At 60.0% G+C, this 18182-nt stretch carries 20 protein-coding genes; 8 read left to right on the top strand and 12 right to left on the bottom strand.

Annotated features, from left to right (window positions below; genetic code table 11):
* Positions 1 to 118: 118 nt before the first annotated feature.
* Genes SCLO_RS03915 through SCLO_RS03925 form a run of 3 tightly spaced genes read left to right on the top strand, consistent with a single transcriptional unit; the run spans position 119 to position 2569 of the window.
* On the top strand, positions 119 to 808 hold the full coding sequence (locus SCLO_RS03915; RefSeq protein ID WP_123905439.1) for an anti-sigma factor family protein: 690 nt from the start codon (positions 119 to 121) through the stop codon (positions 806 to 808).
* Positions 805 to 1473, top strand: coding sequence for a DedA family protein (locus SCLO_RS03920; protein ID WP_083949198.1), 669 nt, complete (start codon positions 805 to 807; stop codon positions 1471 to 1473). The genes SCLO_RS03915 and SCLO_RS03920 overlap by 4 nt, the downstream gene beginning before the upstream one ends.
* Positions 1474 to 1477: 4 nt before the next feature.
* Complete coding sequence (locus tag SCLO_RS03925; protein WP_066521235.1) at positions 1478 to 2569, top strand: glycosyltransferase; 1092 nt, start codon at positions 1478 to 1480, stop codon at positions 2567 to 2569.
* Here SCLO_RS03925 and SCLO_RS03930 read toward each other — a convergent pair.
* The 6 genes from SCLO_RS03930 to SCLO_RS03955 form a co-directional block, all read right to left on the bottom strand.
* Positions 2523 to 3455, bottom strand: a complete 933-nt coding sequence (locus tag SCLO_RS03930) for a glucosamine inositolphosphorylceramide transferase family protein (protein WP_066521237.1) — start codon at positions 3453 to 3455, stop codon at positions 2523 to 2525. The two genes, SCLO_RS03925 and SCLO_RS03930, sit on opposite strands and share 47 nt — an antisense overlap.
* 30 nt (positions 3456 to 3485) lie before the next feature.
* On the bottom strand, positions 3486 to 4319 hold the full coding sequence (locus SCLO_RS03935; RefSeq protein ID WP_066521242.1) for a hypothetical protein: 834 nt from the start codon (positions 4317 to 4319) through the stop codon (positions 3486 to 3488).
* On the bottom strand, positions 4316 to 5647 hold the full coding sequence (locus SCLO_RS03940) for a lipopolysaccharide biosynthesis protein (protein WP_066521244.1): 1332 nt from the start codon (positions 5645 to 5647) through the stop codon (positions 4316 to 4318). The genes SCLO_RS03935 and SCLO_RS03940 overlap by 4 nt, the downstream gene beginning before the upstream one ends.
* Positions 5644 to 6342 (bottom strand): nucleoside/nucleotide kinase family protein, encoded by a 699-nt coding sequence (locus SCLO_RS03945; RefSeq protein ID WP_231923344.1) that lies wholly within the window; start codon positions 6340 to 6342, stop codon positions 5644 to 5646. The genes SCLO_RS03940 and SCLO_RS03945 overlap by 4 nt, the downstream gene beginning before the upstream one ends.
* A gap of 165 nt (positions 6343 to 6507) precedes the next feature.
* Complete coding sequence (locus tag SCLO_RS03950; RefSeq protein WP_217998861.1) at positions 6508 to 7299, bottom strand: nucleoside/nucleotide kinase family protein; 792 nt, start codon at positions 7297 to 7299, stop codon at positions 6508 to 6510.
* A 17-nt stretch (positions 7300 to 7316) separates the two neighbouring features.
* Positions 7317 to 8180: a nucleoside/nucleotide kinase family protein gene (locus SCLO_RS03955; RefSeq protein ID WP_174521990.1), complete on the bottom strand. Its 864-nt coding sequence runs from the start codon at positions 8178 to 8180 to the stop codon at positions 7317 to 7319.
* 114 nt (positions 8181 to 8294) lie between these two features.
* Between SCLO_RS03955 and SCLO_RS03960 the strand changes: the two genes are divergently transcribed.
* The 3 genes from SCLO_RS03960 (at position 8295) to SCLO_RS23580 (ending at position 10988) form a co-directional block, all read left to right on the top strand.
* Positions 8295 to 8492 carry a hypothetical protein gene (locus SCLO_RS03960; protein ID WP_123905440.1) on the top strand — a complete coding sequence of 66 codons (198 nt, stop codon included), beginning with the start codon at positions 8295 to 8297 and terminating at the stop codon, positions 8490 to 8492.
* A 347-nt stretch (positions 8493 to 8839) separates the two neighbouring features.
* Positions 8840 to 10051, top strand: a complete 1212-nt coding sequence (locus SCLO_RS03965) for a tyrosine-type recombinase/integrase (RefSeq protein WP_066521248.1) — start codon at positions 8840 to 8842, stop codon at positions 10049 to 10051.
* A gap of 409 nt (positions 10052 to 10460) precedes the next feature.
* Positions 10461 to 10988 carry a hypothetical protein gene (locus tag SCLO_RS23580; RefSeq protein ID WP_179948862.1) on the top strand — a complete coding sequence of 176 codons (528 nt, stop codon included), beginning with the start codon at positions 10461 to 10463 and terminating at the stop codon, positions 10986 to 10988.
* Positions 10989 to 11043: 55 nt separating this feature from the next.
* Here the strand turns inward: SCLO_RS23580 and SCLO_RS03985 are convergent, their stop codons facing one another.
* The gene (locus SCLO_RS03985) at positions 11044 to 12393 is read right to left on the bottom strand and encodes an IS1380-like element ISSp1 family transposase (protein WP_013039775.1); all 1350 of its coding nucleotides are present in this window, start codon (positions 12391 to 12393) and stop codon (positions 11044 to 11046) included.
* Between the two features lie 131 nt (positions 12394 to 12524).
* Between SCLO_RS03985 and SCLO_RS22820 the strand changes: the two genes are divergently transcribed.
* Positions 12525 to 13508, top strand: coding sequence for a hypothetical protein (locus SCLO_RS22820; protein WP_123905441.1), 984 nt, complete (start codon positions 12525 to 12527; stop codon positions 13506 to 13508).
* Between the two features lie 48 nt (positions 13509 to 13556).
* On the opposite strand, the gene SCLO_RS03990 is transcribed toward SCLO_RS22820, so the two are convergent.
* Both SCLO_RS03990 and SCLO_RS22825 read right to left on the bottom strand, forming a co-directional pair.
* Entirely contained in the window at positions 13557 to 14201 is a 645-nt protein-coding gene (locus SCLO_RS03990) for a hypothetical protein (RefSeq protein ID WP_123905442.1), read from the bottom strand.
* Positions 14202 to 14407: 206 nt separating this feature from the next.
* The gene (locus SCLO_RS22825; RefSeq protein WP_145980664.1) at positions 14408 to 15094 is read right to left on the bottom strand and encodes a hypothetical protein; all 687 of its coding nucleotides are present in this window, start codon (positions 15092 to 15094) and stop codon (positions 14408 to 14410) included.
* Positions 15095 to 15291: 197 nt separating this feature from the next.
* Between SCLO_RS22825 and SCLO_RS03995 the strand changes: the two genes are divergently transcribed.
* Positions 15292 to 15534 carry a helix-turn-helix domain-containing protein gene (locus SCLO_RS03995; protein ID WP_066522410.1) on the top strand — a complete coding sequence of 81 codons (243 nt, stop codon included), beginning with the start codon at positions 15292 to 15294 and terminating at the stop codon, positions 15532 to 15534.
* 160 nt (positions 15535 to 15694) lie between these two features.
* Here the strand turns inward: SCLO_RS03995 and SCLO_RS22830 are convergent, their stop codons facing one another.
* From SCLO_RS22830 to istA, 3 genes are read right to left on the bottom strand one after another with little or no spacing between them, the layout of a single operon-like run.
* Positions 15695 to 15970: a hypothetical protein gene (locus tag SCLO_RS22830; RefSeq protein ID WP_123905444.1), complete on the bottom strand. Its 276-nt coding sequence runs from the start codon at positions 15968 to 15970 to the stop codon at positions 15695 to 15697.
* A 40-nt stretch (positions 15971 to 16010) separates the two neighbouring features.
* Positions 16011 to 16871 carry an IS21-like element helper ATPase IstB gene (gene istB, locus SCLO_RS04000; RefSeq protein ID WP_066522470.1) on the bottom strand — a complete coding sequence of 287 codons (861 nt, stop codon included), beginning with the start codon at positions 16869 to 16871 and terminating at the stop codon, positions 16011 to 16013.
* Complete coding sequence (istA, locus tag SCLO_RS04005) at positions 16868 to 18130, bottom strand: IS21 family transposase (RefSeq protein WP_096362064.1); 1263 nt, start codon at positions 18128 to 18130, stop codon at positions 16868 to 16870. The genes istB and istA overlap by 4 nt, the downstream gene beginning before the upstream one ends.
* Positions 18131 to 18182: the final 52 nt, after the last annotated feature.

An 18182-nucleotide genomic window follows, 5' to 3' on the forward strand; every position in this document is an offset into this window, starting at 1 on the left:
GCAATGCGCGTCTCCCTTCTCCCGGCCGTCGTGTGCGGCGGTCCCGACGGCCATGCCGTCCGCTTCAAGGCGGCGGGAAGCTAGAGTGGCGGCGGGTCCGATGGATGAGATAGGCAAGATGGATATCGAAGCCTATATCGATGGCGAGCTCGATCTGGCGGACCGTCTGGCGGTGGAAGATCATCTTTCGCGCAATCCCGGCCTTGCCGCGCAGGTGATGGCGGATTTTTGCAACCGCAGCGCGCTGCAATTGCTCGCGCTCCGCGATCCCGCCCGCCGCCGCCCGCCGTCGGAAAAAGAACGTCGCCGGGCTTTCTGGAACCGGACGGGCATGGGCATCGCCGCCGTCGGCCTGACGGCGGCGGCGGCCTGCGCGGCATGGGGCATGGCATCCCCGCCGCCATCCTATATCGAGCTGGCCGCCGCATCGCACAGGGCCATCCAGCAACGCGCCGGTCTCGCGGCCTATGAGCCGATTTCCGATCGCACCCAAACGCTGCTTTCCGCTTCCCGCATCGCCATTCCAAGATTGCCGCCGGACTGGCGGGTGTTCGATGTGGAGATGCTCCATACGAGCGGCCTGCCCGCCTTGCTGCTGGCCGTGCAGACGACCGAAGGCCGCGTCTTTTCCATCCTCGCCATTCGCGAGCGTTCCTCCGCGCCGCGCGATCCCGATACGGTGCGGGAGGGCCGCCAGTCGGTCGCCTATTGGCGCAAGGGCGATTTTTCCTATGCGCTGACGGGGGAGGGCGAACCGGACCAGATCGACGCCACGGCGGACGATCTGGCGGATTCCTGGAAAACATGACCTCCATCGACGAATGGATCGCCGGCCTGCTGGCGCTGATTACGGATAACGCGGCCTTGGCGGGACCGGTCATCGGCCTGCTGGCCTTCGCGGAATCGATGATCGTCATAGGGATGTTCGTGCCCGCCATCGCGTTGATGATGGCGATGGGCGGATTGATCGCGGCGGGATTCCTGGACCCGCTGCCCGTTTTGTTCTGGGCCATTGTCGGCTCCATCCTGGGCGACTGGATATCCTATCTTCTGGGCCGCTGGATCGGTCCTTCCGCCTATCGGCGCTGGCCATTGCGCCATCATCGCGCGGCCGTCGCCCGGACGCGCCTGTTCTTCCGGCGATACGGCTTCGTGTCCGTCTTCCTGGGCCGGTTCTTCGGACCGGTGCGGGCCACCATTCCGCTGGTGGCGGGCGTCATGCAGATGCCGGGACGCAGCTTTCAGATGGCCAATATATCCTCGGCCGTCATATGGGTTCCGGCCCTGCTGGCGCCGGGATACCTCGCGGGCGCGAGCCTGCCTGCGGAGATGCTCGACGGGCGGCTGATATTGGGGATGGTCGGGATATTGCTGTTCGTTCCCTTCCTCTTCGCCGCTATCGTGGGGCGTCTCATGCTCCGGCGGCGTTCGACGGGGCGCAGGCCGCCGCAGGTCCGGTCGCGGCCGCGATAAGCCGATGAAGATCCACTATCTGATCACCAGTCTCGAAAGCGGCGGCGCGGAAGCCGCGGTGCCGCGCATCGTCGCCGTCATGCGCAAGGCCGGGCATGCGGTGGAGGTGACCGCATGCGAGCCGCGCGACATGGCGGCCGCGCGGTTGCTGGACGAAGCGGGCATCCCCTATCGCCTCCTGTTCGACAGGCGGCGCAGCAAGCTGGCGACGATCCTGGCTTTCGTCCGCCTCCTCCGGCAGTCCCGCCCCGATGTGATATGGACGTCGCTGAGCGCGGCGGGGCTGGTCGGCATGATCGCGGGGGCGTGGCTGGGGATACCGGTGGTGAGTTGGAAGCATAGCGCCAGCATCCGGCTGCATACCCGCCTGACCCGAGGCTTGAGCCGTTTATGGGTGGCCGATTCCCCGTCGGTGGCGGCGTTCCTGACCAGCGGATTGAACATCCCGCCGGATCGGGTGATGACATGGCCGTTGTTCGAACGGCTCCCTTGCGGACAGGCGCCGCGATGGGACGGCCAGGGCGTGTTGCGGATCGGCAGCGTGGGCCGCCTTCATCCGGTCAAGAATTACGACCTGCTGATCGAGGCGGTGGCCCTGCTGCGGCAATCGCGCCCCGACCTGGCGGACAGGGTTCATCTGACCATCGTGGGCGATGGGCCGGAACGGGCCGCGCTGGAAGGGCTGATCGTCCGTCACGGGTTGCAGTCCATGGTCGCCTTGCCGGGGATGGCTTCGGATGTGCGGCCCTTTCTGGAATCCTGGCATCTCTATGCGCAGCCATCCCGCTATGAAGGCATGTGCCTCGCCGCGCACGAGGCGATGTCGGCCGGATTGCCGGTCATCGTCACGCCCGTGGGCGAACTGCGGGAAAGCGTTCGCGCGAGCGGAGGCGGGCTGTTGCTGGAAGGCGAGGTGGCTGCATCCTGCGCCGGCGCGATCGAGGCGCTGGCCGCGCGACCGGACAGGCTCGCGGCGATGGGGAAGGCCGGTCGGGCCTATATCGAGCGGACCTATGGCGCGGATGCCTTCGAGCGGGCGGGGCTGGCCGTCATGCGCCGGGTCGAGGCATTGGCCGGCGTGGCGGGCCAGGGCTGACCGCCAGGCCCAGGGCTTGCGCGCACCGGATCGCCAGATGGCGGAAGGAACGGACCGTCCGCTTGGCGTCGACCAGCGTGACCGGGCCCGCCTGCGACAGGGTGTGCAGGCCATCGACATGCGGATGGAAGGCATGGGGGGCGACGATATGGGGTCCCGCTTCGAAAGACGGCGCCGCAGCGTCGCGCCATCGCATTTCGCGGATCGAGATGGCCCCGCCATAGGTGCGCCGGCAGTCCTGCGTGGGCAGCAGCAGCGTTTCGCCGCGCCGGATCGGCGTGCCGCCCATCCGTGCGCCACCCTTGTCGAGCAGGACCGGCGCGTCGCCGCACGGCTCCCAAGGCCCCAGCAGATCGTCCGCGCGCGCCAGTTTGAGCGCGCTCGTCCGCCAGGGTTTCGGCGCTGGCGGCGTGTAGAATATCCACCAGCCGCGATCTGTGCGGACAGGCGTGGCGTCGATCGCCGCTTCCGGGAAGAGGAACCGTTCTTCCGGCTGCCAGCGCCAGGGGAAACGGGTCGCGCGATAGAGGGTCAGGCGGCCGGATTTATGGGCTTCGGGCAGCATCCATGTCTCTCCGTCCGCTTCGAATATGAAGGGATAGGAAAGATGCCAGGGCTCCCGCAGGACCGGGCCCCGCTCCACCAGCGCCAGATTTTCGTCCAGGATGAGAAGCTCGATGGCGCCATGGCGGGTGCGATAGTCGTAGGCCTCGACGAAAATATGGAGCAATCCGTCCTTCCACAGGCCGAAAGGATCGGCGATGAACCGCAGCGATCCTTCCGGAGGCAGCCACAGCGTATCGAACCCTTCGAGCGTTCCCGCCGCGACGATCCGGGCCATGGGCGCCTTGACCACGCCGACATGCCAGAGGTCCGTCCGGATCATCCCCGTCGATCCACCACCGTAAATGGCTCCTTATAGCGGGTAATGGGCGACAAGCGTTTCCAGCCGCTGCCGGATGTCGCCGTCAAGGGGGGTGGCTGTCCGATAATCCCGCGCGCCTGAAATCGCCTGTTCCACCATCTCATCATGCCGGCTTCCCATCAGGCCGTTGATCGCGCTGAGAAAGCGGGACATTTTATAGTCATGCTCATTGCGTTCAAGCGACCGCAGCGTGTCGTAGAAGGATGTGTGGCGGCTTACGATCTTGCGCATCGCGTGGAAGGCGTGGCCGGTCAGCTTTTCCTGGGCCAGGGCGTTCTTCAGGCGAAGGATTTCCGCCTTGCGATAGGCGAGGAAAGCGTCGGCGGTATCCAGCCGGATCGCGGACATCCGATGGCTGACGACAGCCCAGACCGGCTTTGACAGCAGCGCGCGGAGAAGCAGCGCATAACCCATGACGGCCCTGCGATGCCGGTTGCGGAAGGCATCCTGCAAATGTCCCATGATGGCGACCGTGATGCTGAAAAGCGGCGGGGGACGGTGGCGCGCATCATAGAGCGTGAGGGCGAAGCGGAGATGCTTGTACCTGGCGCGGATATGCTTGTATTCCCGGCGCCCGGCGGGGTCGAGGTCTCCCTTTCGAAGCAGGACATGCGTCAGCCGCAGCAGATCGGCGCGGCTGACTCCGTCGCTCCAGAATTGCAGGCAGAGCGCGAAGCAGCGCCGCATCCCGTCGCGGGTGCAGTCAAGCCTTATGGGATCGGGCAGGCTGACGACGGGATCGACGACATCGTCGATTTCCACAGCCTCGAAAAGGGCTTCGAGCGTTTCGGCGGGAAACCGTTCCCAACGAGGATGGTTCGTCACATCGCCACCTCTTCATGATGGGACAGCGATGCGCGTCCGCGATAGGCCGCCACGGTCGGGACCAGCGTGAAGAGCGCCTTGAGGATCATGCCCCCGACATAGGCGATCCCGGCCCCGATCAGTCCGAACCCGTGGATCATCGCGACCAGCATCACCCCATATGCCAGCGCGGCCAGTCCTTCCGCCACCAGCGCGGCGCGCTGGCGGCCCGCCATATAGAGGAGGGATTCCAGGGGGAAGGTCGCCGTCGAAACGACCAGCGAAGCCGCCATGACCTGCAAGAGGGAGAAAGCCTCCACATAGCGTTTCCCGAAGACCAGCGAGATCAACGGCTCGCCGCCGGCCATCACCACCAGCAGCATGACGAGACCCAGCCCCCCCGCCAGAACGCCGGTGCGGACGGCGAGCCGCCAGGGTCGCCTGCTGGCGGGGTCGAGCCGCATGATTTCCGGGTAGAAGCTCTTTTCCAGGAAATTGGCGGGCTTTCCCGCCGATTCGAAGAAGGTCGACGCGATCTTGAACAAACCGGCGGCGGCCGGGCCGAGCATCCCGCCGACGATCACGTTGCTGAGCGGGCCCCATGCCGACCAGATCGAATGGGCGATATTGGTGGTCCAGACGAAATCCCACGCCCCCCCGATCCGCCGCGCTGGCGCGAAAAGGCCCGGACGCAGCGCGTGATGGATGTCCCGGCGCTTCAATTCGCGGGCCGCGAAGAACCAGAGGAGCATGTCGCCCGCCAGTTCGGCGACATACCAGGTGATGACGAAGCCCGCGAAACCCAGGCCGCCGGCATAGCAGACGATCCCCCCGATTGCGGTGAGCAGCGGCGTCACGAGTTGCTGGACCGCGAGATGATCGAACCGGTCGAGCGTGCGCAAAATGCCGGTAGGGGTCGCGGCGGTCATGATGGGAATGAGCGTGCAATAGAGCAGGGCGAGATAGACATCCTCCCTCGCGATCCCCACCCACTGCGCGAGGAAGGGCAGAAGCGCCATGCCCGCGATCAGGCCAGCCGCCCCGCTGGCGAGATCGAGGCCGAAGGAGAAGCGGGTGACTTCGCGGAACCGGCCGATATCTTTCCGGACCAGAGCGGGCGCGCCGAAGCGGACGATGAATTGCCAGGTCTGGAACTTGACCAGCGCGCTGACCCCGCTGGCATAGGCCTGCACCACGGCCAGCGTTCCGAACAGGGCAGGGGAAAGGGCATGGCCGGCGCAGGCGAGGGCGATCAGGCTCAAGAGCGCGCCGCCCAGCTTCCCCGACCCCAGATAGGAGGCATTGCGCAGAATGGCGCGAAAGGCGCCATCGGAAAACCAGTGCTTCATCGGGACGCGGAATCAGGCTGGATCGTCATGCCGAACCGGTCCCGCAGCCATTGCGCGATCGCGGCCCTGGCGTTGGCTTCCACATTTTCCAGCGGTTCGTCCGCGTCGATTTCCACCACCGGCGCGCCCTGAAAGGTCAGGCGGGAAAGATCGTCGATCTTGCGGGCGAGGGCGGAGGCGCGATGGTCGGGCTTGCGGGCCTGCGCAACATCGAAGCTGACGTTGAGGCGGAGGACGAGATCCGGCGGATGGGCGACCATGGCGTCGAACTTGCGCCGTTCGCGGCGCGCGAGCCAGCCGACCAGACCGGAGGGGCGGGCGTTGCCCAGTCCCACCCCATCCATGGGGCCGGGCAATTCCACCTGCGGAAAACGGTCGGTGACGATGATATGGCCCGCGCGCCGAAGCGCCATCATGCGCCGGAACCGCCGTTCACGCCGGATGGCGAAGGCGTAGATGCCGACCGCCGTGACCAGTCCCGGTCCTGTCCCGGTCTGGGCCGCCTTTGCCTTCCTGTAGATCGAACGTTCCAGTTTCGGCCCCAGCAGCGGCAAGCGGGCGAGGGACCGGCCGATATTGCCGCTCTGCTTCCCCAGATGACAGACGACCGTCGGGCGGAACCCGGCCAGCCACGATCCCAGAAGGGCGGTCACGGTGGATTTGCCCGAACCGTCGCAGCCCACGACGGCAATCATCGGAGGCAGCGACGGAGGTTCGGAAGAAATCGTATCGGAAGACATGCAGTCCCGGACATTGCGAGGGTTGTGGCGCCAGCGGCTATAGGGAAATGGCTGGAAGCTGGCGATGGCGATTTGCTTTGCCCGAAAACGAACCGCCAGGCCCAGCCTATATCCTGTCATTCATGGTTGCGATGGGGCCGGAACTGCCTTTTCTATGGCGCGCAACGCGGTCGCCAGAACCTCCTCATATGGGCGCGTGGCATCGATCTCGACGATCCGGGCTCCATTATATTTTATGCGAGGCAGGGATTGGGCCTTGTCCCGCAGTTCGGCCAGCGGGTGATCGGATTTGCGCGCATGCGCCGTGTCCGCATCGATGACGAGGCGGATGACCAGCGCGGGCCTCTGCTCCGCCATCCGATCGTAGAGCTTCTGCTCCTGCGCCGCGAGCTTGCGGACGACCCAGTTCCTGCCGCGATCGACGGACAATCCGGGCCCGTCATAGTGGAAACCGGGAATCTCGGCCTGGGGATAGCGCTCCGCGATCATGAGGACGCCGCTCCGCGCCCGGTCCTTCAGCCGGCGCAGTTGCAGCACGCGCCACAAGGAGAAAAGATACATCACGCCCGCCGTGAACGTGCCCGGCAGTTTCTTCTTCATATCCTGCGCGCGGCGCACCTTGGCCGCGAGATAGCGTTCCAGTGCGGGCCCGATGAAGGGCCATCGCTTGATCTTGTCCCCGGTCTCGCCCGAGACGAGGCCCATATAGCGCCGCTCGGCCAATCGATGTTGCCGCAGGCCTGACGCGAGGTCCCGCGCAAGCCGGGTTTTCCCGGAGCCGTCGCACCCCACGACCGCGACGACGCCCGCCAATGTGGCGGCGGCGGGCAACCGGGCTGGTATGCGGAGCGCATGGATTTCTGTGGCGGGGCTCGGCGAAGGGGATTGACGCGCCAGTTTCAACGGATTCATGATATTCCTCGGGCAGATTATATCGTCGTTACCTGTGGTCGCCGACGCTCTAGGGATGTTGCGGGCCGCTTCGATGCGGCGGTGGTCAGGGCTGCGTGGGTTGCGGCCAGCGCGGCCTCCAGAACCGCGGGATAGGGCGCCGCCCCGTCGAGATCGACGATGGACGCCCCATTGAAGGCCAGTGTCGGGATCACGCGGACCTTGTCGCGCAACATGGCAAGCTTGTGGTCGGGCTTGCGGGCATGCGCGGTTTCCGCGTCGACGTTGAGCCTGATGACAAGGGTCGGGATATAGGCGGACATTTCCTCGTAGAGGCGCCGCTCGCGCGCGGCGAGCCAGCGGACGAAGGCCCCCGCCTTTGGCGTGACGGAGAGCCCCGGCCCGTCGAAATAGAAGCCTCCCGCCTCGGCCTGGGGGTAGCGATCGGTGACGATGACGCCGCCCTGGCGGTGCAGCGCCAGCATCCGCCGGAATTTGCGGCGGCGCCAGCGCGACAGGAGGTAGAGGGCGATGGCGGTCAAGGCATCGGGGTCGGCCGGCTTGCCTCCTTCGGCATGGGCGCGCCGGCTCTTGCGGACCAGGAACCGGCCGATGACCGGCCCCAGCAGCGGGACGCCGAGAATGGCGCGCAGGATATTTCCCGAATCCTGCCCCAGATAGACCCTGTGAGTCACGAATCCGTCACAGAGATGTGTGAATAGATCGGCCGTCAAAGTCGATTTGCCCGATCCGTCGCTGCCGACGACCGCGATCAGCCCGGCCAGCGGTTCCCGCGGGTGAATGCCCGGATTGCAGGCGAGGGAAGCCTCCCGGCCGACGCGCTGGTTATCCGGCGCCGTGTCATCCCGCCGGTAGAGATCGTAGGAACATGCTCTGCTCATAGAGCGGTATACGCTTGCGCCGCCGCCGCTATTCCGCCGCCCCGAAATGATTGCGGATAAGGCCCGTCCATCGGGACCGGGATGGGTGGCGGGACGCTTGCGATGGAAGCCGGAATGTCCGCGCGCGCCTGGCATGGCTGCGCGATCCGGCGGATTCAAGCCGGCGCGGCATGGTCAGGCGGAACGACGAAGACGCGATCGTCCCGCGCCTGTGGGGCGATGCGAGCCATCGCGCTCGCTTTTCCGGTTTTCGTGGATACCGCCATGTTGCAGCATGATCTGCCGGAACATGGTGGGCGCGACAGGGATTGAACCTGTGACCCCACCCGTGTGAAGGAGAGTGCCGTCTGTCACCTTCCGCCTTTGTCGTTATTGGCGTTCCCAGATTTGCGTCAATTTAAAAATTTCAATGTTTTCGGTGATTTGATACGTTATATGGGTTTAATCCGGTTTCCGGTGGGGATGAGGTGGGGAAGATTTTCGTGGCATTTTCTGGCCTAAGATTTATCTCTCATATCAGATTCCCCACTGAAAAATAGCCCATTGAAGTCGTCAGGATCGGAAGAAAGGAATGTATAATGACAGATGCTAGGCGTCCCATCGGTCGTCCCAGACGCTTTGCCAAATTTGAAGAGTTTGAAGCCTCCTTGCCAAGTCGCATGACCAAGCGTCCTGTCTATTGCGAGGGGATCGGCATTTTCAAAGGCGCGACCAACGCGACGGTATGGGTAAAAATCAGGCTGCCGCGTGGTGGCACATATCGGGGCCGTTCTATTCCGGCCGGTGGATCGGTCGAGCACAAGCTAGGCAAAAGGTCGTCCTGGGCTTGGCCGCAGCTTGTGGCGGAACGTGACCGCCTGCAAGGCTTGGCAGATCGCGGGGAGCCGCTGGAGGCCGCAGAAGTTGAAACTTTCGCCAAATATGCCTTGGAATGGCTTGAGCGAAAGAAGCCAACACTCAGAAGCTATGGTGTAACCAAGGGCAACATCATTTCTGCGCTGAATCCTTTTTTCGGGAAGAAGGCGCTCAATATCATCACCGTAGGCGACGTAAATCGCTGGATCGGACGACAGAGCGCCAGTTTGAAGCCCGCTTCCGTGCAACGGCAATTGAACGTGTTTAATGCTATCATGAATGATGCCGTCCGCAATGGACTGATCGACCGCAACCCATCTGACAGAGCGGACAGGATCAAAGGCGTTGAGCCACGGTTACGGTTTATCACAGAAAAGGAATGGAAGCAGATTCTTGCTACAGCGGAAGGCATTGAGAAGGAGCAGGATGAGAACAAGGAAAAGATACCTCACCAGATCAGGGGGTGGCTCCGGCATTATGTCGTGTGGGCATACAACTCTGGGATGCGGCGCGCCGAAATTCTCAATCTGACTTGGAATGAAGTGCGAGCAGTGGGCGAAGGCCATACAGTGGTGGAAGTCGCCAACACCAAAACAGGAAAGCCACGTTTCGTTACCTGCACCAAGGAGATGGAAACCATCCTTGCCGATCTTCGCGAGTTGAAGCGCCTTCCGGGAGACGAACGACTATTCCCCATATCCCTAACCACTCTCAAGCGTTCTCTGGCCCGTCTCTGGAAGAAGACCGGCCTACAGGATGTGCGATTGCATGATTTGCGCCGGACTCATGCCACCATATTAATCCAGCGGAACGTCGATCCTCGGACAGTTGCCGGGCGGCTGGGCCATTCGGGAACGGCAATGCTGGCTCGCCATTATGCGGTGGACCTTGGGGACATTGATGCCGCAAGGATATTCAATGCTCCTTTGGTGGAGGCTAAGCCAGTGGACAATGACAACGACCAAGAAGATGAGGTAAGGGCCGGAAATTCTCGTGAATTGGCGGCTTTTGACTAGTCTTTGGTGTGTGGGTTAGTTTGCGGGGTAAAAAATTAGCGGCGGGCAGTTGATTTCCGAGCAGGACGACATAAATCAAAGGTAGGAAGTGGAACGCTTCCTTTTAACGTGGGCCGTTCAAAAGCCTACAAGCGGCCAGTCCGGCGTTCGAGAAGGAGTCTCGACAGCAGAATTTGGCCGTCCGTGGATTGCTTCCAACAATGAAAGCGTTTTTCTATACCGACAAGGATATTGCTCGTCTTCTGAATCTTTCCCCGTCGTGGGTTCGAGGACAGCGACATAAGCGGGCGCATGACCTGCCACATATCTTCACCGTTGAGCCACGCTACATAGGCTCTTCTCCTCGTTACGTTGCTCAAGAAGTCGAGGCTTTTATCGCGGGCCTTGTAGCGTAAGGGGAGCAATCAACATGAAACATGACAACGCCGCCTCTTGGCGCGCCACGGGTTCACTCGCTTGCGCTAAATTCGTCAGCAAGGATATTGAACACCGCGATGGGGCAGCATCGGGTGATCCTGTTCCTTTCCGTCTTCCGACCGGCAAATTCTTTGATGACGCTTTGGATATTCGCGATCCAGAGGGAACGGTTCTCACAAACGAAATCATAGCTCTGATTGCTGCAATTGAGCAAAGGCGGAAAAAGCGCCGTCCAGTCGATGCGTCCAATCACTGGATTCTCGTTCGCAAGATATTGGCCAACGGATTGCGCTGCCATTTCCATAGGCGTCCGCCATACGTTGCCTATCTGCGTAGGACGGAAAGCTATCGGACTGGCCCGTCATGGTTGAACGGCAGGGCGATCGGACACGCTGTTGATCTCTTAGCCTCTCTTATTCACGACGCTCGGTTTCGGGTCCGCTCTGGGCATTTGCTGCGGCTGGCTGTATTGCGCGGACGACCGGCATCGCTGGCGTTTGTTTCACCGCATTCGGATTGATGGGCTTTTCGGGTTGAAGGGCTGGGCTCGGAGTTCTGCGGCGCTGCCGCATGGGCTACGTCGGCGCAGGCTTCAGCCGGAGAACGAGGGCGCGGAACAGGTCGGCATCCGGACAGGCGGAAGCGAAGGCAATGCGGATGCGGCTAGCACTTTCTACGACGCGCGCAGCGACCTTGAGCAGCCGCAGGCGCAAGGTGGTAAACTCCGCGCTTGCCAGAGCAGCGGTCCTGGGCATCGCCTGCTGGATGCGCCATAGCAGCCAGTATGCGGCAGTGTGCAGTATCAGGCGCATCTGATTGGCATTGGCCGAGCGGCACGAGGTTCGGTCGCTGGCGAGCTGGGACTTGTGGCGCTTGATCAGGTTCTCGGCCTGACCACGCGCGCAGTAGAGCGTGTCGTAGATGTGCTCGGCCGATCCTGTTGCCAACGAGGTGACGACATAGCGGATGTCCATGCCCAGCGTGCTGGCCTCGATCCGTGCAACGACGCGACGCTGGCACTTCCAGGTCTTTGCCCCATAGCGGGTCTCGGCATAGTTGCGCAGGACGGGACACTGACGCTGGGCGCGCTTGACCGCGCAGGCATCGGCGACCGCAACAATGGCGGGATCGGCGCGCAGCGCTGAATTGGTGGGCAGGCCGAACACGTAATCGACGCGGGCCGCATCGCAGTAGGCCATGACCTCGGGTCGACCATAGTGCCCGTCGCCGCGGATAGTGATGTGGGTATCGGGCCAATTACGGCGCAGGTGACGCACCAGGCGTCGGATGTGCCCCGCCGCCTCCTTTCCAGAAGGCGTCTTGCCTGTGCGCAGCAGCATGGCCACCGGCCTGCCGGTCGCGGTGTCGTAGATATGGATCGGTAGGAAGCAGCGCTCCCCATGATGCCCGTTCCAGAACGAGAGCTGTTGATAGCCATGCACGACGTCGCACGTGTCGTCGATATCCAGCGTGACCGCTGTCGGAGGGGCGGGATAGCTGGCGCAGTAGATGTCGATCATCGCGGCCATCATGCTGGCCAGTTCGCGCGTAGTCGGTGCATTTTCCCACCGGCTCATCGTCGGTTGGCTGGCCAGCCCCGCGCCCGATTCCGGCAGCTTGCCGAGCGCCAGGCGGAAGCCTGGATCGTCGCGCAGAGCATCGAGATCATCGGCATCCTCATAGCCGCACGCAATCGCGAACACACGGGCACGCAGAATGTCATCCAGGCGATGGATCACCCGCGCTGGATCGCGCGGATCGGCAATACAAGCCGCCAGGCGCTGGCAAATCCCCATCGCGCGCTCGGCCTGTGCAAGCAGTAGAACACCGCCATCCGAGGTAAGCCGGCCACCGTCGAACGCAGCTGTGATTTTCTTGCGGCCGACTGCTGGGAATCCAAATGAGCTTGCGATATCATCGTTCATGGCGGGTGTGGCCCGTGGCATTTTCTGCCCTGCGGCAGGTTCGGCTTAGACACCCAGTTCCTAATTCAGATCAGAGGCTTACGCCACTCCCGCCAACCCTTCAGGACACTTTTGGTGAATAAGGCGGGTTAGTGCAAGCGGGCTTGCTCACAACCTTGAAAGGAGAACCGGGCACGGCATCCACCTACAGGGCTACAGAGAAGCTCTACAGCGTTGCTGAAGGGCATGGCGTGACAGAACAAAGCCTGACGCTCAGATTGCCTCCTGAGCGGCTTGTGAGGCTCCGTAGGGGCAATTTTGAAACGCCACTACTCGACTTCGAGCCAACGGCTAATACCAATCATTGGGCCGTCCTGCTGGAGGCATATAACGGCTTTCTCGCCCAGCAAGATATAGCCCTTGATTTGTCAGCCGATGAGCAGACCGAATGGGTGAAGCGGTTGAACAAGGATAGGAAACGAACCGATCCACGAATTTGTAGGCCTGAATTGATCCAGACAGACCTTTACCGCCAATTTTGCCATGCCTCCTTTGAACAGGGTGGGCGGCTCTATGGCGGATGGTGGATCAACGCGCCAAAAGATTTGAGGAAGAAGATAACGATAAATGGTGAACCTGTTGCCGAATGTGACTATTCCGGTTGCGCTATCCGTATGCTGTATCACGAGAACCGCATAGAATATACAGATGACCCTTATTGGATAGGTATAGTGTCGGATTGCGAAAAAGCAGAAGGTCTTCCACCGGGTTATTTTCGAGAGGGCTTAAAGGCTATCACCCAAACATTGTTGAATGGTGATATGGAGAACCGCCCGGAAAACGCTCGAATATCCTTTTCCTTCAAACCGTATTTTTCTCGCCCGCAGGTTCGTAAGATGCTGTTGGAAAAGCATACTCCTATTGCATCGGCCTTTGGCTCGCGAGCGGGATTGCGGCTCCAACGAAAGGACTCTGATCTGGCTCTATCCATCATCACTGATTTGCGAGAGCAGGGGATAGTTGCCTTACCGATCCATGACTCCTTTTTAGTTCCTCAGAAGGATAAAGAAAATCTTATAAAGTCAATGAATTATCATTATAAGGAAATGATTGGATTTAATCCTATTATTAAATAAGTAATATATAATTACCACTTAGAAATCTTCATATAAGGGAACGAATAACTAAAATCCACACTGTTGCCTAGTAGCCATGGCTGATCCAATCTGGCGTCCATCCTTACCGATATACACTATCCTGATGGACGCCCCAGCTTGCATGAGCGGCTGCGAGCCGTCAAAGGCACAGATATTGTTAACCAGCCTAATACGCTGATCTTCGGTGAATCCCATTCCTTCCTTACTGATATTCGCGGTAAGGAGTAGCTGACTGCCAATGGCTTCAACCCTTGAGACGGTTGTAACGTCGTCAATCGCAACTGGGGTTTGAATCGAAGCAGCGGTATTGCGGAGGTAGCTTTCTAGCTGAGCCGATGAAATGGAAGCAGGTTGTGCCGCGCTGCCACCAGCCGGAGGTTTGTTGATATAGGCAGATGCCATTGGCGGGGCTGGCTTGCACGATTTTGCAATGTCGGCCCCTAACTCCAGTCGTCCTTTTTCCAAGGCAAAGCGCGCCGCTCCTTCGCAATCGCCATTTGCCAACATTTGCCCCACCTTCTTACGGAATGAGTTTTCTCGGCCACGAGCGATCAGAGCGCCGATCCCTTGGCCCAAGGCATAGCCGTCATCGGACTGGCTTGCGCCGCCCATGTCCATAGTGTTGCAGTGGACCATGCCGCTTCCCATCGCCATACAATTCGTGCTGCTCATCTGAGCGTAAGCATCATCTATTCCCGCTGTGAGATATAGCCCTGTCCCGATGGCAAAGCAGGCAATCCAAATTTTACATTTCCGTACATCGCACATAGCAGGCGGCCCCTGTTTCAATATGGCCAGAGAAAATAATCTAAAATATTTAATGATTCATGTAAAAAAAATTACATTTTATAATTTATGTGAAGACGATGCATTCTATTTTATAGAATCAACTGTAAGAAGAAATATGATGTTAAAAATATGATAAAAGTTACAATAGAAATTAAAAGAAGTGAAAGGAGAGATATTATTTTACCTCCTAGGGAAGAGGGATATTCTGAGACTATCTTACAGACACCGACTAAAACACGTTGAAAAATGTATTGAATTTCTCCGAATATGAGCGCAACGAACCCTGTTCCGATAATAAAGTATATGGGAAACAGAATTGAAATTAATGAGAAATTATATTTGAAAAATATAAAATATAATCCAAATATAATCCAAGATAATCCAGAAAATACTCTTAATCCATGGCGTAGAACTTTCATCTTTTTACTTGCGTCATTAAAATTATCATCTGGAGAATCGACTTCTTTGGACATTGCTTGTGAGTTTTGGGATGACTTGTAGAACAACAAGCCGATCAGGAATCCGATAGAGCAAACTGCAACGCCCGGCAGGATAAGGCGCTCAATACGGATCGACCATCCCGCTGCGTTTATCCAATAAGCTGATAGTGCAAAGAGAAACGTGCCTAGAGCGGTAGCCCCGACAACAGGGTAATTGGGCACCTTCAGACTCTCCTTGATGCCACCTCCAGCTATGAGCGCAAGGCAAGGTGCGATTAGCCCCGCCAAACCTAGCCAAAATTCACCTCGTAATATCGCTGGAACGCCAGTGAACATCACCGTGAGAAGGTATGTGAAAATTATCATAGCGCTCGCCCTCGCTGCCATTGAGTCCGGCGCTCCGCGAACCTTGATCCTTCAAGCATGAAGCAGCCTTTTCATAATCAGAAGCTGCTTGCATACCGATCAATAATTAAAAATGAGATATAAAAGCCCGTGGACTGAAAAGCCTCGTTTGCGGCCTAAGCTGTCAAATGGACGAGGAGGCAATCCTTCACGAATTGGGGAAAAGGATCAGGACGCAGCGCAAGCGGATCGGTCTGAGCCAAGAGCAACTTGCCCTTGTTGCGGGCGTGGATCGATCCTACTATGGTGCAGTCGAGCGAGGGGAGCGGAATATAACCTTCCTCGTTCTCTATCGCCTCTGTCTCGCGTTGAAATGCGACGTGGCCTTGCTGACGACAGGACTTCCGCCTGCAATCTCCCGTCGCGCCTGACCCTCATCACGAGTCCTATACGAATGGATAGCGTATCGAGGCTCGGCATGGCGGTTTGAGAATTGAGACTGGCTGGGTTAGTGATACACACCAACGGTTGAGATTCGTGTGAACGTCCCAAACGCTAATCGCTTTGATTTGGCGATTACGCACTTTAAACCTATGGCCGATAAGCGCCTTTTTCGCACCAAAAATGGGCGGGCATTTCTCCACCGCTTTGACGACGAATGTTCTCGTTTAGGATTTCTGCTGCAAATTCGCAGTTGCCTTGATTGTAGGGTTTAGGGTCGATGGCTGGTGCCCCTTTGTCAGCAGCATCAAATGTTGCCCAATGAACGCGATCAGCCGGACCCAGAGGTGAATTCCGATAGAGCGTATAGGTTGGTGTTGCCTCCGAGCTGTCAACGGGCACCGAAGATTCCGCAAAAGTGGGCATCTAAAATTCCCTAGTTTGGCGGGAGGGTTTGTGTCGGTGATCAGCCGTGATGGAGATCGGGCTTTTCCTTTGCTGGCGGGCGGCCGCGCCGTTTCGGCAAGGGCGGCGGGTTGATGGACGGTGCCATGCGCGCATGCTCGGGCAGGAGGTCGGCGTGCTGTCGCATGCGATAGCTGGAGCCCTCGATCTGGATGACCACAGCGTGGTGAAGAAGGCGGTCGAGCAGCGCGGTGGCCACCACCGGATCGCCAAAGACATCACCCCATTCGGCGAAGCCGCGGTTGGATGTCAGGATCATGGCACCCTTTTCGTATCGGGCGTTGACGAGCTGGAAGAAGAGATTGCCGCCGCCGGGCGTGACGGGAAGATACCCGATCTCGTCGACGACGAGCAGGGAGGATCGGCATAGGAAGCGGATCTTCTCGCGCAACGTGCCCTCGCGTTCAGCCTTGGTCAGTGAAGCGATCAGATCGGCGAGCGGGATGAAGTAGACGCTCTTGCCCGCCTTCACGGCCTCGACGGCAAGGGCCGTGGCGATATGGCTTTTCCCGGTACCGGGCGGGCCCAGCAGATGCACCACCTCGGCCCGGTTGATGAAGTCCAGGCCAGCGAGCGCCAGGATGCGGTTCCTGTCGAGCGATGGCTGGAAGGAGAAGTCATATCCGTCCAGCGTCTTGATGATCGGCAGCCTTGCCATGCGCAGGGCTGCCTTGATCCTGCGGTTCTCCCGGAGCGACAGTTCTTCGTTCAGCAATATGTCGATGGCCTCGATGCCATCGATTTTGCCCTGCTCTATGCCGCGCAGGGTGGCGTCGAGCATCTCCAGGGCGCGTGGCATTTTGAGATGGACGAGGCTGCGGCGGATATTATCGACGCGGGATGCGGCACCCCCATGGTTCATGGCCGGTCTCCCCGCGCCAGTTGGCTGCCGATCGCCTGATAGATGGCCAGGGAGCGCACGGCGACATGCTCGCCTACACGACCGATGGCGATTACCTCTTTGCCATGGATACGGCGCTTGGCGCCGCTGCTGCCTGTCCGATGCGCAGGATCGATCCTGTACTGCCGACGCCCCTCAAGAACCGGGTGCTCGGCAATGACCTGGCCCAGGTCTACGATCCGGATCTTGTCGGGTAACTGCTGGATTTCGACGACGCGCCGGGTGCGATCGGGAACGCTGTAGTAATTGCCGCCGACCGAGACCATCCCATCGTGGCTGACGCGGCGCTCCAGCTTCAGAACAGCGTCAAAGCGGCCCGCCGGGAGCAGCTGCAACTCAGGCTGCTCGGCGGCGAAGGCTTCAGCAATAATCCGCTGCGTCGTGCCGTGGACACGGACGTTGGCGACGGTATCGAGCCAGTCGATCAGCTGGACATTGAGATCGTCCAGATTGCGGAAGCTCCGGCCCAGGAAGAAGTCCTTGCGGATATAGCTGAATGGCCGCTCGACCTTTCCCTTGGTCTTGGCCCGATAGGGACGGCAGGCGCGCGGCACGAAGCGATAATGCCCGGCCAGAGCCAGCAATGATCGATTGTAGATGATGTGGCCCTGATCATCTTCCCCGGTCACAGCGGTTTTCATGCGATCGTAGAGGATCTCGATCGGGACGCCGCCGAGCGCTTCAAAGGCCTGCATATGACAGCGCAACAGGCTTTGGAGATCCTGATGCATGACGTAGCGCGCAAACAGGAAGCGCGAATGTCCCAGCACCAGGCTGAACAGCCAGACGATCCGGCTGACGCCGGGCTCATCGGTAAATTCGACGACGAACCGGGCAAAGTCGACCTGTGCCTGCACGCCAGGCGGCGTCTCGAACCGAACCTCAAAGGGCTTGGGGCCGTTTTCCGGCCGGATCGCTGCCAGGAACCGCTTTACCGCGGTATAGGCGCCCATATATCCCAGCTCACGGATTTCCCGCGTCAGGCGCGCCGCAGTCAGATCGGGAAAGGCCGTCACTCGCTCACGCAAAAATTCCAGATAGGGTGCCAGTTTGTTCGGTCGACCCAGCATGCGAGGGCCGTAAACCGGGGCCTCGATGCCCCGTTCGATATATTTTCGGATGGTCTTGGGATCGCGACCAGTGCGTCGGGCAATGGCGGATATCGATACGCCCTGCCGATGTAGTTCGAGGATCATCATCAATTCTCCAAGTCGGATCATCGGCCCCGTCTCCGCGTCTGCAAAGGAGATGAGGACAATGTCGGCTCATCTC

The organism is Sphingobium cloacae (assembly GCF_002355855.1).
In the GTDB taxonomy this organism is placed as follows: Bacteria; Pseudomonadota; Alphaproteobacteria; order Sphingomonadales; family Sphingomonadaceae; genus Sphingobium; species Sphingobium cloacae.

What these genes read in the sequence shown, in the direction of transcription:
- SCLO_RS03920 (WP_083949198.1), top strand. Translation starts at nt 805, where the DNA reads ATGACCTCCATCGACGAATGGATCGCCGGCCTGCTGGCGCTGATTACG.
- SCLO_RS03945 (WP_231923344.1), bottom strand. Translation starts at nt 6,342, where the DNA reads ATGATTGCCGTCGTGGGCTGCGACGGTTCGGGCAAATCCACCGTGACC.
- SCLO_RS22830 (WP_123905444.1), bottom strand. Translation starts at nt 15,970, where the DNA reads ATGCCCACTTTTGCGGAATCTTCGGTGCCCGTTGACAGCTCGGAGGCA.
- SCLO_RS03985 (WP_013039775.1), bottom strand. Translation starts at nt 12,393, where the DNA reads ATGAACGATGATATCGCAAGCTCATTTGGATTCCCAGCAGTCGGCCGC.
- SCLO_RS03915 (WP_123905439.1), top strand. Translation starts at nt 119, where the DNA reads ATGGATATCGAAGCCTATATCGATGGCGAGCTCGATCTGGCGGACCGT.
- SCLO_RS03925 (WP_066521235.1), top strand. Translation starts at nt 1,478, where the DNA reads ATGAAGATCCACTATCTGATCACCAGTCTCGAAAGCGGCGGCGCGGAA.
- SCLO_RS03965 (WP_066521248.1), top strand. Translation starts at nt 8,840, where the DNA reads ATGACCAAGCGTCCTGTCTATTGCGAGGGGATCGGCATTTTCAAAGGC.
- SCLO_RS03940 (WP_066521244.1), bottom strand. Translation starts at nt 5,647, where the DNA reads ATGAAGCACTGGTTTTCCGATGGCGCCTTTCGCGCCATTCTGCGCAAT.
- SCLO_RS23580 (WP_179948862.1), top strand. Translation starts at nt 10,461, where the DNA reads ATGAAACATGACAACGCCGCCTCTTGGCGCGCCACGGGTTCACTCGCT.
- istB (WP_066522470.1), bottom strand. Translation starts at nt 16,871, where the DNA reads ATGAACCATGGGGGTGCCGCATCCCGCGTCGATAATATCCGCCGCAGC.
- SCLO_RS03960 (WP_123905440.1), top strand. Translation starts at nt 8,295, where the DNA reads ATGTCCGCGCGCGCCTGGCATGGCTGCGCGATCCGGCGGATTCAAGCC.
- istA (WP_096362064.1), bottom strand. Translation starts at nt 18,130, where the DNA reads ATGATCCGACTTGGAGAATTGATGATGATCCTCGAACTACATCGGCAG.
- SCLO_RS22825 (WP_145980664.1), bottom strand. Translation starts at nt 15,094, where the DNA reads ATGTTCACTGGCGTTCCAGCGATATTACGAGGTGAATTTTGGCTAGGT.
- SCLO_RS03930 (WP_066521237.1), bottom strand. Translation starts at nt 3,455, where the DNA reads ATGATCCGGACGGACCTCTGGCATGTCGGCGTGGTCAAGGCGCCCATG.
- SCLO_RS03955 (WP_174521990.1), bottom strand. Translation starts at nt 8,180, where the DNA reads ATGAGCAGAGCATGTTCCTACGATCTCTACCGGCGGGATGACACGGCG.
- SCLO_RS03995 (WP_066522410.1), top strand. Translation starts at nt 15,292, where the DNA reads ATGGACGAGGAGGCAATCCTTCACGAATTGGGGAAAAGGATCAGGACG.
- SCLO_RS03990 (WP_123905442.1), bottom strand. Translation starts at nt 14,201, where the DNA reads ATGAGCAGCACGAATTGTATGGCGATGGGAAGCGGCATGGTCCACTGC.
- SCLO_RS03950 (WP_217998861.1), bottom strand. Translation starts at nt 7,299, where the DNA reads ATGAATCCGTTGAAACTGGCGCGTCAATCCCCTTCGCCGAGCCCCGCC.